Source organism: Cellulomonas sp. APG4, assembly GCF_009996735.1.
GTDB lineage: Bacteria > Actinomycetota > Actinomycetes > Actinomycetales > Cellulomonadaceae > Actinotalea.
Genome location: NZ_JAACYI010000009.1, coordinates 45,449 through 59,818, shown reverse-complemented (window position 1 = coordinate 59,818; position 14,370 = coordinate 45,449). Strand labels below are relative to the sequence as shown.

Here is a 14,370-nt window from a genome sequence, read left to right as displayed (position 1 = left end):
GATAGGGTTTCGCCGGGTCACGCCGTCGTCGCGTGATCGCAGCTGCCTGACCGGTCGAGCGAAGGACGTCCCGTGGGATTCATCAAGGCATTCTCCGGTGCTGTCGGCGGCATGCTCGCCGACCAGTGGAAGGACTTCCTGGCCCCGCCGGCGCACCTGGCGCCGACCGCCGCGATCTTCCCGGCCGTGGCCCAGGGGCAGAACGCCGGTCGCGGTGCCAACACCCAGGCGTCCGAGCACATCATCACCAACGGCAGCCGCATCGTGGTGCCCGAGGGCTACGGCCTCGTGACGTTCCAGGACGGGCAGCTCACGGGATTCGTCGGCGAGCCCGGCGGCTTCATCTTCACGTCCGAGGACCAGAACTCGCAGTCGTTCTTCGCTGGCGACGGCATCCTCAGCCCCACGGTGACGACGTCGTGGGAGCGCTTCAAGTTCGGTGGGCGGCCCGGCTCGCAGCAGCTTGCGTTCTACGTCAACCTCAAGGAGATCCCGAACAACCGGTTCGGCACCCAGTCGGAGATCTACTGGGACGACGCCTACCTGGGCGCGCAGGTGGGCGCGATCACGCGAGGCTCGTACTCGCTCCGCATCGTGGACCCGATCCTGCTCGTGAAGCAGTTCGTCCCCCTCACCTACCTGGGCGCGACGCCGCGGGTGTTCGACTTCTCCGACCTGGACAACGACGCCGCGAGCCAGCTGTTCAACGAGGTGGTCGGCTCGCTCTCGGCCGCCTTCTCGAACTACACCAACGACCCGAGCAAGGGGAACCGCATCGCCCGCATCCAGGGCGACGCGATCGGGTTCGCCCAGTCGCTGTCCCAGGCGGTCGAGGACGGCTACGCCTGGACCACCGGGCGTGGTCTGACGATCGTCAAGGTCGCGCTGCAGGCCATCGAGTACGACGAGGACACGCGGGCCCTGCTGTCCGACGTCAAGAAGGCCGACGCCCTGGGCGGGGCGCGCGGCAACTCGTTCATGCAGCAGGCGGCCGCACGCGGCTTCCAGGCCGCCGGGGAGAACCCGGGCGGTGCCGGTGGTGGGGCCAACATGGCCTTCCTCGGCATGGGCGTGAACGCGACGGCGGGGGCCGCGAGCGGGCTGCAGCAGCCGCACGTGCAGCCGCCGAACCAGCAGACCACGGCCCCCGCACCCCAGGAGCCGGCCCCCCAGGCACCCGCGGCCCCGGCAGCGGCCGCGGAGGACCCGGTGGCCAAGCTGGCCCAGTTCAAGGCGATGCTCGACCAGGGGCTGATCACCCAGGCCGACTTCGACGCGGCCAAGAACAAGGTCCTCGGGCTGTAGGGGGACCGGTGGACCACCTCGACGGAGCGACGCCACCGCCCACGTCGGCACCCGTGCCCGCCGGCCCGCCGGCGCCACAGGTCGTGCGGACCGACGTGGGTGCGACGGACGGCCTGGTCAAGTGCCTGCGGTGCGGGGCGACGGAGATCTCGCTGAACGCCGCCACCGGGGGGCTGCGGTGCGGCTACTGCCGCTTCGAGTGGCAGAGCGACGTGACGCTCGCGAGCCTCGGCCTCGACGGTGACATCGGCGGCCTGTCCGGCGTGGTCATGGGGTCCGGGTCGGAGGACATCATCCCGTCCACGGACGTCGTCGTGACCTTCAAGTGCACCGCGTGCGGCGCCGAGGTGGTCATCGACACGGCCCACAGCACGCAGGCGCGCTGCCACTGGTGCCGCAACACCCTGTCGATGAACCAGCAGGTGCCCAACGGCGCGGTGCCCGACGTCGTGCTGCCCTTCCGCCTGCCCAAGGAGGCGGCGGTCGCGAAGATCGGCGAGTTCGTCTCCAAGCGCACCTTCTTCGCCCACCCCACGTTCAAGGCGGAGTTCAACCCTGAGAACGTGATGGGCGTGTACCTGCCGTACATGGTGGTCGACGTCAACGCGCACGCGACGTTCGTCGGGCAGGGGGAGCACAAGACCCGCTCGTACACGGTGAAGAAGGGCGACAAGGAGCAGGTGCTCTTCGACGCCGACGTCTACGACGTGGCCCGCGAGTTCGACCTGCACGTGGACGACCTGACCGTCGAGTCCTCGAGCGAGCGCCTCGAGCGCAGCTCGACGAGCGCGAACAACATCATCAACTCGATCATGCCGTTCGACGTCGAGAACGCCGTCCGGTACGACGCGAACTACCTCGCGGGGTTCGCCTCGGAGCGGCGCGACAGCAACGTCGACGACCTGGCACCGATCGCCCACGTGCAGATCGGCGACATCGCCCGGAACCGGGCGGCCCGGACGCTGGGCTTCTACGACCGCGGGGTGCGCTGGGACCACGAGCAGGTCGACGTCGTCGGCCAGCGGTGGGTCGCGGCGTACCTGCCGGTGTGGCTGTACAGCTACCACCAGACCACGTCCAAGGGCTCGTTCCTGCACTACGTGGCGGTCAACGCCCGCACCGGCGAGACCATGGGCAGCGTGCCGATCAACCGGCCCCGGCTGCTGGCGGTCTCGGCGGTCGTCCAGGCGATCGGCACGGTCGTGGGGGTCCTCATCATGCTGGTAGGTGGCTGACCATGGACCTGAGCACGCTGCTGATCGCGACCCCGGTGGTCCTCGCCTCGAGCGGGTCGGACTCCGAGTCGAGCTACCTCGGCCTGGTGTTCCTGCTGTCCGGGTTCCTCTTCTACGGCCTGGTGCGGCTGCGGTACCGCAACTCGGACAAGCGCCACAAGCACGAGACCGAGACCCGCGCCGAGGTGCTCGACCTGAAGAGCCGCGACGAGTTCAACCACTCGCTCAAGGGCGTCTCGAACGCCTCGATGCGCACGTCGAACCACACGAAGGTGCGTGGAGCCCGACACGGCTGAGCCGGGACCTCGTGGCGCCCACGCCTGACGGCGAGCTCCCCTGCACGACGACGCCCCGCCCCCTCGCACGTGAGGGGGCGGGGCGTCGTCGTCGGGCAGTCAGCCCTCGAGCTCGTCGATGCCCTCGAGCGGCGGGAGGAGGCCCTTGCCCGTGGTGCGGTACCACTCGACCAGGCCGGCCGGAAGCACGACGTCGTCCTTGCGGCCCTTCACGGTGGTCGCGACCTCGTCCGCGCGGCCCGCGGCGAGCTTGGCGGCGAACTCGGGCTCGACGAGCGCGGCGCGGCCGATCGCCACCAGGTCGCCGTGCTCCAGCGCACGCACGGCGTCGTGCTGCGTGAACACCTCGGAGACGATGATCAGCGGGCAGCGGCCGGCGACCACGTCGCGCAGGATCTGCCCGTGGCTGCGCTCCGAGCCCTCGGGCGCCGTCGTGTAGCCGGTGAACAGCGAGACGTGCACGTAGTCGACGCCGCGCGCGGCCAGCCGGTCGGCGAGCACTGCGGTGTCCTCGACCGTGTAGCCGACGGTCTCGCCGTGCACCTCGTCCGCGCACAGCCGGTACCCGACGACGAACGGCCGCCCCGCCGTCGCCGCGACGCGCTGGACCTCGTCCACGACGGCGAGCGGGAACGCCATCCGCCGCTCGAGGTCGCCGCCCCACGCGTCGGTGCGGTGGTTGGAGAACGTCGAGAAGAACTGCTGGAGCAGGTAGTGGTTGGCGCCGTGGATCTCGACGCCGTCGAACCCGGCCTCGATGGCGCGGCGCGTGGCCTCGCCGAACGCCGTGATCGTCGCCCGGATCTCCGCCTCGGTCATCTCCTGCGGCACGTACGGCAGCCACGGGAACTCGATCGTGCTCGGTGCGACGGCCCGGCCCAGCTCGGCCGCGGCGGGGTGCGCCTCGCGACCACCGTGGTACAGCTGCACGATCGCGCGGGCGCCGTCGGACGTGATCGCCGAGGCGAGGCGGTGCAGGCCCGTGACGTCGGAGTCGTCCGAGATCGAGATCTGCCGCTCGAACCCGCGGCCCGCGCGCTCGACGAACGCCGCGGCCGTGATGATCGTGCCCGCGACCCGGCTGCGCCGCGCGAAGTACGCGACGTCCTCGTCGGTGACGTGGCCCGTCGCCGGGTCGGATCCCTGGGCGACCATGGGGGCCATCACCAGGCGGTCACGCAGGACGACGCCACTGGGCAGGGTGTAGGGGGCAAGGAGGGTCTCGAGGTCCACGGTGCAGCATCTCCACAGGTCAGACGGGTGGTCGGAGCCCGTCGGCCGGGGGTGGGGGCCGCCCGCCGTCGGGCTGGCTCGAGCGTACGAACCGTTTCGATCGCCTGGTGGGGACCTTGGGACCGGGTGACGCACGCGGCCGCCGACGACGGCGTGCGGGGGCGGCTTCAGAAGGTGGGTGCGGCCGCCGATACCCCCGGTGAGCCTGGTCGACCCGGGCCCGGCCCGGCTGCCCGCCGGTGCCAACGGCGCCGGCCGGCCCGGCGCGGCGAGGAGGAACCCCGTGTCCGTCGGACCCACCGTCACCCCGCCCGGCTGGTACCCGGATCCGAGCGGCGCGCCGATCGAGCGCTGGTGGAACGGTGGGGCGTGGGACCACGCGACGCGGCAGGTCCCTGCGCAGCTGCCGATGGTCCCCGGTCCCTGCGGCGCGCCGATCGTGCCGCCGCCCGGTCCCTACGGCTACGCACCGCCGAGGAACAGCGCCGCGACCGCGGGCATGGTGCTCGGGATCATCTGCATGGTCGTCAACAGCTTCCTGCTGGTCTCGGTGCCGGCGCTGATCCTGTCGATCGTCGGCCTCTCGCGGGCCGGTCAGCTCGAGCGCTCGGGCTTCGGCGCGATCGGCCGGACGAAGGCCGTCTGGGGCCTGGTCCTCGCGATCCTCGGGACCCTCGGCACGGCGTTCTTCAAGCTCTTCCTCTTCTGAGGCGCGGCACGGCCTGAGCCGCTGCGTCAGGATGGTCCCCATGGGGGACGAGGAGCTGGACCAGGTCGTCCGGCGCGAGCGCATGGTGCTGCACCCGGCCGCGCGCACGCCCGAGGACGTCGAGGGGCTGCTGCACCCGGACGTCGTGGAGTTCGGGCCGTCGGGGCAGGTGGGCCACCACGCCGAGCTCGTCGCGATGCTCGCGGGCGACCCGGGCCTGTTCGGTGAGCCCGAGGGGCTCGAGGCCGTCGCGCTCGCGGACGACGTCGTGCTGGTGACCTACCGCGTCGCGGCCGGGGGTATCGCGTCGATGCGCAGCTCGCTGTGGGTGCGGGACGCGGAGGCGGGGTGGCGCCTGCGCTTCCACCAGGGCTCGCGCGTGGTGGACGGCGTGCCCGACGACGTTCAGGCGGGCAGCACGTAGAAGTACATGAGCAGGTAGTGCAGCAGCGCGGCGACCACCACGATGACGTGCCAGATCTCGTGGAAGCCGAGCACGCCGGGCACCGGGTTGGGGCGCTCGATCACGAAGATCACGAAGCCCGCGCTGTAGGCGAGCCCGCCCGCGGCCATGAGCGCGTACGCGCCGAACGGCAGGTCCACCCCCGCGCCCACCAGCAGCACCGGCATCCAGCCGAGCACGATGAACAGCGTGTTCGTCACGTACTTGGGCAGGTCGCGCACGAGGGACCGCAGCACGATCCCGCCGATCGCGATCGCCCACACCACGCTCAGCACCGTGGTGCCGTAGGTGTTGCGGAACAGCACGAGCACCAGCGGGGTCACCGAGCCGGCGATCAGCAGGAACACCGAGTCGTAGTCGAGCGTGCGCAGCACCTCGTTGACGCGCGGCCCGCGGTCGAGGCCGTGGTGCAGCGTGCTCGACGCGAACAGCATGACCACGCAGAAGCCGTAGACGCTGAACCCGACGATCTTCCACGGGTCGCCCTGGGCGCCCGCCTGCGAGATCAGCAACGCCGAGCCCACGAGCGCGAAGCACGTCGCCGCGAGGTGCGAGACGGTGTTGATGCGCTCGTCGGTGACGTGGACGCTGCCGTCCTTGCTCAGCTGGGTGGTCACGATGCCTTCCTCGGTACGGTCCGGGCAGACCGGTGCCGCGTCAGGCGGCACACCGTCAGCCTAGGTGCGGCGTCGCGTGCCCGGTGCATGATCAGGCGCCGTCGGCGCAGGCCGCCGGCGCTAGCGTGCGTGGTCGACGGGCCGGGCGCACTGCCGACGGCCGCGGCGGACGTGGCCGGAGGGCAGGCATGGGCGTGGATGCGGGCGGTGGAACCCGCCGTGGGTAGCGGGCCCATCGACTTCCACGCCCTCGGCAAGGCCGGCCCGGGCGAGGCCGAGGCGCTGTGCACCGCTGCGTTCGGCACGGAGGACGAGCTCGGCGACCTGTTCGGCGTCGGGTTGACCTACCGGAGCGGTGGCGGCGGTCGCCCCTGCGCCTACGAGACCGACGACGGCGGGACGGTGCTGCTGAGCGTGCTCGACTTCCGTCCGCCACCGCTGCCGGGCTTCGACCTCACGGCCCTCGGTGAGCGCTACGCCGTCGTCGTCTCGACCGTGCCCCCGGCGCCGCCGGCGCTCGCGGACCCCGCACGGCGCTCGCGGCTGCAGGCGTGGCTCGACGGCCGTGCGCACGCCGTCGTGGACGACCACGACGCGTGGCTCGCGACCCTGCCCGCCGTCGAGCAGCCGTACGTCGCGATCAACGGCTACGAGCTGGACCCCTACGGCCTCGCCCAGCCGTACGTGGAGCTCACCGGACGCCTGGTGACGCCGAGCCGCACGATCGGCGTGACGGGCGTCCGCCGCGTGAGCTACCTGCGCACCGACGAGGACGCGCACCCGATGCGCGCGGGTGAGGGCCGGGAGTTCCTGCTCACCACCCTCGTGAGCGAGCCGGCCCCGGGGGCCGCTGCGGTCGACGTCGCGGTGCACGCCCGGGTGGAGGGGGCGGACGTGGGCGTGGTGCCGCTCCCGGCGGACACGAGGACGGACTCGGACGTGGTCACGGACCTCGTGCTGTCCGTCCCGACGGGGTGCACCGAGGTCGAGCTGGTCGTGACGACCGACGGCACCGAGCAGGCGATCTCGCTGGCCGACGGCACGGTGCGCGGGCCCCGTGAGGGGGCCCGGTAGGGACAGGGGGACGACGGCGACGCGAGCGCGCGCGTCGTGCGGGATCGTCAGCGCGCGCCGCGGCAGGCGTCGTCGAACGCACGCACCAGCGGCGAGCCGGCGTCCTCGTGGTCGGGCGCGTGGAAGTCGGGCTCGGTGGGGCCGTCCGCCCGCAGCTCGACGTCGAAGCCGTCGAGGTCGCCGAGGACGAGGCGCAGCTCGGTGCCCACCGGCAGGTGCGCGCACGTCGCGCCGAGGGCACGCGCGTCGTCGGCGGTCGTCGCGTCGTCCGTCATGACCTGGAGCCAGCCCGAGCGCCGATGGACCGACTCGACGCGCTCACGCAGCGGCGTCGCGGTGAGGGCGGTGAGCAGCGGGGCGTCGTCGGCCAGCGGGCCGTCGTCGGTCGACAGCGTGAAGACGTCGTCGGCCGTGCGGTACTCGACCGGCACCTCGGCGGCCTGGGGCAGCGCGCGGACGGCGGCGTCCGCGGTGAGCGCGGCCGCGACGTCACGTACGTCCACTGTCACGAGGCTCGCCGCGTGCACCTCGAGGGCCGCACCGCTCGCGGCCGCGGCGTCCGCCACAGCGAGCGCTGCGGGGGACGCGCCGTCCGCCGTCACGATCCCGAACTGGACGACGACGGCGACGCCGGGCGCAGCGGCGCTCGCGGTCGCGGTGACCTCGCGTGAGCGCGGCGCGTCCACGCGCACCTCGACGGCCTCGGGGGTCAGGTGCGCCTCGGTCACGGGATGGGCGGTCGCGACCGCGTCGAGCGCGGCGCGGGCTCCCGTGAGGTCCTCGCCCTCACGCGCGGTGACGGTGACGGCGCCGTCGGGCGTGGCGACCTCGAGCGTGGGGCAGGGCCTGCCCGGACCGAGCAGCGCGCTCGCGGCCTCGTCGTAGCGGCCCACCGGGTCGTCGGTCACGGTGAGGACGTACTCGCAGCCACTGTCGGGATCGGCGTCCGCGTCCGCGGGCGGGCCCAGGGTGAGGGACTCGGCGGCGGGGAGTGCGGCGGCGTCGAGCACCGCCTCGAGCACGGCCTCGCGCTCCTGCTCTGCGCGCGGCACGTCGAAGGTGCCGGTGAAGCCGCCTGCCGCGTACACGGCGGCGACGTCCACCTCGTCGCGATCGGGGAAGGCATCGGCGTGCTCGAGCACGCCGCGGACGGCGGCCTCGTCGAGGTCGGCCTCGAGCGTCACCACGCCGGTGGCGCTGCCGGCCCACGGCAGCAGGTTGGTGCCGCCTGCCGTCACGTCGGCCACGCCGTCCGCGTCCCGCATCCACGTGACGAAGTCCGTCGAGAGCTGGTCACCGCGGTTGATGCTGCCGCACGCGGCGAGGGGCAGCACGAGGCCGAGCGTGAGCAGGCGGGCCGCGAGGGAGCGAGGGGCGCCGGGCATGGCCGTCACCCTAGAGCCCCCGCCCTGTGCCGCCCTCATGGGCCCAAGAGGGACAGGGGGACGACGGCGACGCCGTCGGGCCTGCGGTACGCGGGCCTGTCAGTTGGGGATTCGCCTCGCAGAAGCCCTGGTGACGAGGCCAACGCTACAGTCCGTGAGCTCCTCGGGCTCCGATCGCCTCGTCGACCTGGCGGACGAACGCCAGTCGCCCCGCTACAGGTCGTGCTGTTAGGTTTGGAGTGACGCGTGAGACTCGGCCATATGACAACGTCGTCTTGACGGCTTGATGGGGCGGCACGCAGGCAGGGGGTTGGTGCGCGTGGCGCTCCGGTGACTCGGGGCGTCTTCTGCATGGGATCGACACATGGGGGAACGTCATGCGCAAGGTTCTGGTCACAGCAGTCACCGCGGCGGCATGCCTGCTGCCCGCTCAGGCCGCCTCCGCGGCCGAGGAGATTCCCGTCGACGACCTCACCACGGTCGACGGACTCTCGCAGGCCCAGCTCGAGGCCATCGAGTCGTTCGCCGAGGGCGCCCAGGTCGGTGAGGGCACCGTCGCGGCCGCACGCCTGGGCCGGCTCTCGTCGCCCGGCGCGACCACCGCGGCGACGGGGTCACGCCGCGCCTCGTACTACCGCGGTTCGGCGCTGATGTGGACCCGCGACAACGTCGACTTCGGGTACGACTGGTCCCGGGTCACGTGGACCGACGCGTACCAGCAGGCGGGCTGGATCTTCCCGAACGTCGCCCGCAACAACGGGATCAGCCGGTACTACAACACGGCCAAGAACGACAGGTTCCGTGCGAAGAACACGATCGGGGCGGGCGTCCCGACGCCGTGGGGTGACGTCAAGGTCTACTCGACCGACTACGTCCACCGTCTGTCGGTGAACCACAACGGTGCCTGGTCGGCCTGGTCGGACTGAATCTTCGAGGCCTGGGGGCGTCGCCGTGGCGACGCCCCCAGGAAGGGGCGGCATGCTGGCGATCAAGGACGTCACCAAGAGGTTCGGTGGCACGGCCGTGCTCGACGCAGTGACGGTCGAGATGCCTGCCCGTTCCGTGAACTTCCTGATGGGGCCGAACGGAGCGGGGAAGACCACGCTGATCCGGTGCATCCTCGGCTTGCACCGGTACCGCGGTTCCATCACCTGGGAGGGCGCGCCGATCGACCCGGCGGCACGGCGGGTGTGCCCGGTGTTCGACCACGCCCCGTTCCATGCTGCGCTCACGGGCATGCAGAACCTCAAGGTCCTCTCCCCGGAGAGCGTCGGCGGCTCCTCGGTGTACCTCTCGCGCGACGTCCTGCGCCGGAAGGTCAAGGGCTACTCGCACGGTGAGCGGATGCGGCTCGCGCTGACGGCCGCTCTCAACAGCGGGGCCGAGCTCGTGGTCCTGGACGAGCCGACCAACGGGCTCGACCGCGACACGATGCATCGGCTCAAGGCCGACATCCGGGCCCGGGCGGCGACGACCACTTTCATCGTCACGGGCCACAACCTGGAGTTCTACGACGACGTCGTGGACAACCTCTTCGTCCTCAAGGACGGCACGGTGACGCGCACCGACCTGTCGCCGCAGCACCCCGAGAGGAGGATCGATCTTGCGCGGGTTTATGACGAGCACTACCCGAGCGCTGGTCGCTGAGCTCCGGTACCTGTTCTACGCCAAGCGGCTCTTCGTCGTCCTGGCGGTCGTCGCCGTGGGCGTCGCGGTCGCCACCAGCGGCTCGCTGAGCAGCGCCCGCTCCGCCCACGCGTTCTTCGAGCGGCAGGTCGTCACCTACGAGCGCAACGGCATCCTGCTCGAGGACGCGCTCAGCGCACCCCTCACCATCACCGGGGACGGGGCGATGCAGACGATCGACAACCCGTTGAAGTACGACTACCTGCAGGTGAGCGAGGCTGTCCACGCGCTGCAGGGCACCGCGATGGTGGGTACCGCGCTGGACCTGGTCACGTTCATCTTCGCGCCGTTGCTCTTCCTGATCCTCGGCGCGAGCCTGGCCACCTACGACCGCACCTCGGGCACGCTCTCGTTCCGAGCCTCGCGGGAGCGCTGGGTCCGCGTCGTCACGGGGAAGATGATCACGCTCGTCGTCATCTCCGTCGGCGCGACACTGGCTGCCGCCCTGCTCGCGCTGGCCGCCGCGGCAGCGATATCTCCCACCGTCGCGGGCCTCACGCAGGAGATGGGCTACGACCTGGTCCGGCCGGAGTCGACGTCTCCGCTCGTGCTCAAGCTCGGCATGACGACGTTGGTGTGCACCTTCTTCGGCGTCGTGGGGTACGCTGTCGGTGTGGTCACCCGATCGGCGTCGTGGCCGATGGTCCTCGCCGCACTGGCGCTGTTCCTCCTGCCGTTCGTGTCCCGCTGGGACCCGCGCAACCTCGTGGCCGTCCTCGGGTCTCGCGTCTACGACTTCTGGGGCCAGTTCGAGATGCGGCCGCCCATCCCGATCGCCGACGGCGCCGCCCTCGGCGTCCTGGTCGGCTACCTGGCGGCGGCGGCCGTGGTCGTCGTCCTCAGTGCGCGGTCGGTCAGGCTTCGCTGACGCCACCGGGACGGGCGCGCCGCGGCTCAGCCCCCTACACGTCCCGCCGGTGGAAGACCGTCGTGGCGAGACCGAGCACCAGCGCGGCCCACAGCAGCACCCAGCCCAGGTACGGCCAGCTCAGCGCCGCCTGGCTGAGGAAAGGGAAACCCGCCATCTGCTCGCCGAACGCCCCGAGCACGGTCGGGTCCTGCAGCGCGTACATGGCTCCGCGCCACAGCCCGTCGGTCGGCAGGATCATCCGGGAGATGGTCCCGACGAGCGCGACGCTGTCGTTGCCGAGCGCGTCCCCGATGCCACCGACCACGCCCGCGATCCACGTCGCGCCGAACAGCCCCACGGCCACGATCCCGGACGCCATGGGCGACAGGAACGTCGAGAGCAGCAGTGCCAGCGTGAGCAGGATCGCCGTCTGCGCCGCCAGCAGGAGGAGCGCGATCACCGGCTGGGGCGGCCAGTAGCCGACCGTGACCTGCACGATCACGAACTGCGCGAGCCCTGCCACGGTGACGAAGCCCGCGCCGAAGCCCACCAGGCCCAGCCACTTGCCGAGCAGGATCGACCCCCGCCGCACCGGGCGGGCCGCGACCGCGAGCGCCATCCCGGACTCGATCTCCCCGGCCACCGTGGGCCCGGCGAGGAACGCCGTCCCGGACGCAGCGATCAGGCTCAGCCCGTACATCACGAGGTTGAGCAGCTGGGACGCGACCAGGCGCGCCTCACCCGTGGTCAGCGCCCCGAGGTCGGTCTCGGCCGTCAGCCGCGAGAAGCCCCAGGCGCTCAGGCCGAGCAGCACCACGGTGAGCACGATGAGCGCGCGCAGCACCCGACGACGCCCGGCCTCGCGCAGGGTCAGGGATGCGATGGTCAGGACGGCGCTCATGCCTCGGCCCCCTCGTTCGCGGCGGAGTGTGCCGTGGCGCTGCGGGACTGCGCCCTGGCGCCGTCGCCGGCCGAGCGGACGTCGCCGTCGGCCGCGGCGCCGCCGCGCAGGATGCCGAGCAGCCTGTCCTCGAGGCTCACACGCCCCGGCTCGACGGCGTGCACGCGCACCCCCAGGCGGATCAGGTCCGCCACGAGGTCCGGGACCGCGCCTGGGCCCTGAGCCTCGGGCGACAGCGCGAGGGTTACCACGGCGCCGTCGTGCGACACCTCGCCGTCGCGGGCCAGGCGCTCGAGCGCCTCGGGCCCGACGGCGTCCAGCTCGAGGCGCAGCGAGCGCGCGCCGAGCAGCTCGGCGAGAGTCCCGGACGCGGCGACGCGGCCCTTGTCGAGGATCACCACGCGGTCGCACACCCGCTCGACCTCGCCGATCAGGTGGGAGTTGAGCAGCACGGCCACCCCGGCCTCGCGCAGCGCGAGGACGATGTCGCGCACGTCGGCGCGGCCCACGGGGTCCATCGCGCTCGTCGGCTCGTCCAGCACCACGAGCTCGGGCCGCGCGACGAGCGCGACGGCCAGGCCGAGGCGCTGCTGCATGCCCTTGGAGAAGGTCGAGACCCGGTCGGCCGTGCGTTCGGCCAGGCCCACCAGGGCCAGCCGCTCACGCCGCTCCGCGGGCGGGACGTCGATGCCCGCGAGGCGCACGTGCAGGTCGAGCACCTCGGTCGCGGTGAGCCACGGCTGGTAGCGGAACAGCTCGGGCAGGTAGCCGACGCGCGCCCGGGCGGCCGGGTCGCTGCCGGGGCGCCCGAGCAGGTGCACCTCACCCGCGTCGGGCTTGACCAGGCCGAGGAGCATCTTGATGACGCTGGTCTTGCCCGCCCCGTTGGGGCCGAGCAGGCCGACCACCTCGCCACGCCTCACCGTGAACGACACGTCGTCGACGGCGGGACGCTTGCCGTAGCGCTTGCGCAGGCCTGAGGCCCAGACGGCCGGGGCGACGGGCAGGGCCGTTGTCGACTCGCTCACTCGAGCCCGTGCGCGACGGCGAGCACCTCGTCGGTGCTGAGCGTGCCGGCCACGACGGTCACCACGCCGTCCTGCACCCAGACGACGGCGGCCATGGTGCCGTCGCTCGAGGTCAGCAGGGTGGCGGGGGTGCCGTCGACGTCCGTGTCGGAGCTCTCGAGCATGTCCGCGGGCAGCGGCAGGGGCAGCGTGGTGCCGTCCTCGAACGTGCGCAGCTGCTCCGCGAGGCCGTCGGGCACGCCGGGCAGGGAGAGCAGGTAGTCGCTGACCGTGGCGAACGGGACCCCGGAGGAGTCGACGCTCGGCGCGACGCCGCGCGCGATGGCGAGGGTCGGGATGCCGCGAGCCTCGGACCACACGGCGGCGACGCCCGGGCCCGCGGTGAGCCGGAACTCGCTGCCGTCGAGGCCCGCGGGCGGCGGCGGCGCGGTGCCACCGGCAGCCTCGGCGGCCTGGGCGGCGTCGTCGGCCGAGAACGTGAAGACCGCGCTGACGTCGTCCATCACCTGGTAGGTCGGATCGCCGGTGACCCCGCGCGGCAGGTCGGTGACCTCGGGGACGTCGAGCCCGCTGGCCTCCGCGGCGGCCGCGGCGTCGGGCACCTCGCGCGGCTCCTGGCCCTCGAGCAGCTCGAGGTCGCCGTAGGCGGAGAGCTCGGGCAGGCCCTCGAGGTCGGCCTCGGTGACCGTGACCGGCTCGATCTGCTCGGTGCGGAAGATCGGCAGCCAGTCCGCTGCGGCGGCCGCACCGGCACCCACGAGCACCACGCCCACGCCGACGGCGGCCACCACGGGCTTGCGGATCGCGGCGCGCCACGGCGAGAGGGTGCGGGAGGCGCGCGCCGGGGCGCCGTCGTCGGCCGCGGCCGAGAAGCGAGCCCAGGCACGGTCGACGTCGGGCGCCTCACTCTGTGCATCCAGCGCGGTGGCGACCCGGGCGGCGTCGTCGCGCGCGGACTGCAGGCCGTCGCGGCAGGTGGCGCAGGCGGCGAGGTGGGTGTGGTCGGCGTCGGTGACGGAGGCGGGCTCGTCGACCAGGCGACGCAGCGTGCCGTCATGGAGGTGGCGCATCGTTCAGCTCCTTGCGTAGGGCGTGCTCGGCGCGGCGCACGGTGGTGCCGACGCTCGCGGGTGAGAGGTCGAGGGCTGCGGCGACCTCGGCGTAGCTGAGGCCGCTGTGACGCAGGACGAGGGCGACGGCCTGCCGTCGAGGCAGGCGGGCGAGGGCCGCGCGGACGCGGCGGCGCTCGTCGAGCACGACGACGTCGTCGGCCACGTCGGGAGCGGTGCGCACGCCGTCGTCGGCACGGAGCTCGCGGGCTGCCCGACGGCGGTTGCCGCGCAGGTGGTTGAGCGCGGTGTGGGCGGCGGCCACGGCGAGCCAGCCGGGTGCCTCGGCCGCGGGGATCGTGGTGCGGGCGAAGGAGAGGAAGACCTCCTGGGCGACGTCCTCGGCTTCGTCGGGTGAGCCGAGCACGCGGGTCGCGACGCCCACCACGCGCGGGTAGGTGGTGCGGAAGACCTGCTCGAGGTCCGCGCGGCCGGTGTGCACATGCCTATTGAGCACCACCGGCGGCGTGGATGTGACA

16 protein-coding genes are annotated in these 14,370 nt (G+C 72.6%); 9 read left to right on the top strand and 7 right to left on the bottom strand.

The annotated features are described in order from the left end of the window. The first annotated feature begins 72 nt into the window (after positions 1 to 72). From GXB85_RS08605 to GXB85_RS08595, 3 genes are all read left to right on the top strand, one after another. Positions 73 to 1,305, top strand: coding sequence for an SPFH domain-containing protein (locus GXB85_RS08605; protein ID WP_161917237.1), 1,233 nt, complete (start codon positions 73 to 75; stop codon positions 1,303 to 1,305). Positions 1,306 to 1,400: 95 nt separating this feature from the next. Continuing rightward, the gene (locus tag GXB85_RS08600; RefSeq protein WP_202627754.1) at positions 1,401 to 2,540 is read left to right on the top strand and encodes a TFIIB-type zinc ribbon-containing protein; all 1,140 of its coding nucleotides are present in this window, start codon (positions 1,401 to 1,403) and stop codon (positions 2,538 to 2,540) included. A gap of 2 nt (positions 2,541 to 2,542) precedes the next feature. After that, positions 2,543 to 2,836 (top strand): growth/differentiation factor, encoded by a 294-nt coding sequence (locus tag GXB85_RS08595; RefSeq protein WP_161917236.1) that lies wholly within the window; start codon positions 2,543 to 2,545, stop codon positions 2,834 to 2,836. 99 nt (positions 2,837 to 2,935) lie between these two features. Here GXB85_RS08595 and GXB85_RS08590 read toward each other — a convergent pair whose 3' ends face one another. Beyond that, positions 2,936 to 4,069 (bottom strand): NADH-dependent oxidoreductase, encoded by a 1,134-nt coding sequence (locus GXB85_RS08590; RefSeq protein WP_161917235.1) that lies wholly within the window; start codon positions 4,067 to 4,069, stop codon positions 2,936 to 2,938. Positions 4,070 to 4,352: 283 nt separating this feature from the next. Between GXB85_RS08590 and GXB85_RS08585 the strand changes: the two genes are divergently transcribed. Together GXB85_RS08585 and GXB85_RS08580 are read left to right on the top strand one after the other, a co-directional pair. Further along, positions 4,353 to 4,778: a DUF2510 domain-containing protein gene (locus GXB85_RS08585; RefSeq protein ID WP_161917234.1), complete on the top strand. Its 426-nt coding sequence runs from the start codon at positions 4,353 to 4,355 to the stop codon at positions 4,776 to 4,778. 40 nt (positions 4,779 to 4,818) lie between these two features. After that, positions 4,819 to 5,202, top strand: coding sequence for a DUF4440 domain-containing protein (locus GXB85_RS08580; protein ID WP_161917233.1), 384 nt, complete (start codon positions 4,819 to 4,821; stop codon positions 5,200 to 5,202). Here GXB85_RS08580 and GXB85_RS08575 read toward each other — a convergent pair. Next, positions 5,184 to 5,858, bottom strand: coding sequence for a hemolysin III family protein (locus GXB85_RS08575; RefSeq protein ID WP_370524103.1), 675 nt, complete (start codon positions 5,856 to 5,858; stop codon positions 5,184 to 5,186). The two genes, GXB85_RS08580 and GXB85_RS08575, sit on opposite strands and share 19 nt — an antisense overlap. 219 nt (positions 5,859 to 6,077) lie before the next feature. Here GXB85_RS08575 and GXB85_RS08570 point away from each other — a divergent pair, with 219 nt between their 5' ends. Beyond that, positions 6,078 to 6,932 (top strand): hypothetical protein, encoded by an 855-nt coding sequence (locus GXB85_RS08570; protein ID WP_161917232.1) that lies wholly within the window; start codon positions 6,078 to 6,080, stop codon positions 6,930 to 6,932. Between the two features lie 47 nt (positions 6,933 to 6,979). On the opposite strand, the gene GXB85_RS08565 is transcribed toward GXB85_RS08570, so the two are convergent. Continuing rightward, on the bottom strand, positions 6,980 to 8,317 hold the full coding sequence (locus GXB85_RS08565; RefSeq protein ID WP_161917231.1) for a hypothetical protein: 1,338 nt from the start codon (positions 8,315 to 8,317) through the stop codon (positions 6,980 to 6,982). A 377-nt stretch (positions 8,318 to 8,694) separates the two neighbouring features. On the opposite strand from GXB85_RS08565, the gene GXB85_RS08560 reads away from it, so the two are divergent. From GXB85_RS08560 to GXB85_RS08550, 3 genes are read left to right on the top strand one after another with little or no spacing between them, the layout of a single operon-like run. After that, entirely contained in the window at positions 8,695 to 9,243 is a 549-nt protein-coding gene (locus GXB85_RS08560) for a hypothetical protein (RefSeq protein WP_161917230.1), read from the top strand. 52 nt (positions 9,244 to 9,295) lie between these two features. After that, entirely contained in the window at positions 9,296 to 9,964 is a 669-nt protein-coding gene (locus GXB85_RS08555; RefSeq protein ID WP_161917229.1) for an ATP-binding cassette domain-containing protein, read from the top strand. Continuing rightward, a complete protein-coding gene (locus GXB85_RS08550; RefSeq protein WP_161917228.1) occupies positions 9,933 to 10,871 on the top strand; it encodes a hypothetical protein in 939 nt (312 codons plus the stop codon). Before GXB85_RS08555 ends, GXB85_RS08550 begins: the two co-directional genes overlap by 32 nt. Before the next feature lie 34 nt (positions 10,872 to 10,905). Here the strand turns inward: GXB85_RS08550 and GXB85_RS08545 are convergent, their stop codons facing one another. The 4 genes from GXB85_RS08545 to GXB85_RS08530 are packed head-to-tail and all read right to left on the bottom strand — an operon-like array spanning position 10,906 to position 14,333. Beyond that, positions 10,906 to 11,754 (bottom strand): ABC transporter permease, encoded by an 849-nt coding sequence (locus tag GXB85_RS08545; RefSeq protein WP_161917227.1) that lies wholly within the window; start codon positions 11,752 to 11,754, stop codon positions 10,906 to 10,908. Further along, positions 11,751 to 12,782, bottom strand: coding sequence for an ABC transporter ATP-binding protein (locus tag GXB85_RS08540; RefSeq protein ID WP_161917226.1), 1,032 nt, complete (start codon positions 12,780 to 12,782; stop codon positions 11,751 to 11,753). The genes GXB85_RS08545 and GXB85_RS08540 overlap by 4 nt, the downstream gene beginning before the upstream one ends. Then, positions 12,779 to 13,852, bottom strand: coding sequence for a hypothetical protein (locus tag GXB85_RS08535; protein ID WP_161917225.1), 1,074 nt, complete (start codon positions 13,850 to 13,852; stop codon positions 12,779 to 12,781). Before GXB85_RS08535 ends, GXB85_RS08540 begins: the two co-directional genes overlap by 4 nt. Continuing rightward, positions 13,836 to 14,333, bottom strand: a complete 498-nt coding sequence (locus tag GXB85_RS08530; protein ID WP_202627753.1) for a sigma-70 family RNA polymerase sigma factor — start codon at positions 14,331 to 14,333, stop codon at positions 13,836 to 13,838. The genes GXB85_RS08535 and GXB85_RS08530 overlap by 17 nt, the downstream gene beginning before the upstream one ends. Positions 14,334 to 14,370 lie beyond the last annotated feature (37 nt).

Excerpts from the sequence above, each read along its gene's own strand:
- GXB85_RS08595 (WP_161917236.1), top strand. The coding sequence starts at position 2,543 with ATGGACCTGAGCACGCTGCTGATCGCGACCCCGGTGGTCCTCGCCTCG.
- GXB85_RS08580 (WP_161917233.1), top strand. The coding sequence starts at position 4,819 with ATGGGGGACGAGGAGCTGGACCAGGTCGTCCGGCGCGAGCGCATGGTG.
- GXB85_RS08565 (WP_161917231.1), bottom strand. The coding sequence starts at position 8,317 with ATGCCCGGCGCCCCTCGCTCCCTCGCGGCCCGCCTGCTCACGCTCGGC.
- GXB85_RS08560 (WP_161917230.1), top strand. The coding sequence starts at position 8,695 with ATGCGCAAGGTTCTGGTCACAGCAGTCACCGCGGCGGCATGCCTGCTG.
- GXB85_RS08555 (WP_161917229.1), top strand. The coding sequence starts at position 9,296 with ATGCTGGCGATCAAGGACGTCACCAAGAGGTTCGGTGGCACGGCCGTG.
- GXB85_RS08550 (WP_161917228.1), top strand. The coding sequence starts at position 9,933 with ATGACGAGCACTACCCGAGCGCTGGTCGCTGAGCTCCGGTACCTGTTC.
- GXB85_RS08545 (WP_161917227.1), bottom strand. The coding sequence starts at position 11,754 with ATGAGCGCCGTCCTGACCATCGCATCCCTGACCCTGCGCGAGGCCGGG.
- GXB85_RS08535 (WP_161917225.1), bottom strand. The coding sequence starts at position 13,852 with ATGCGCCACCTCCATGACGGCACGCTGCGTCGCCTGGTCGACGAGCCC.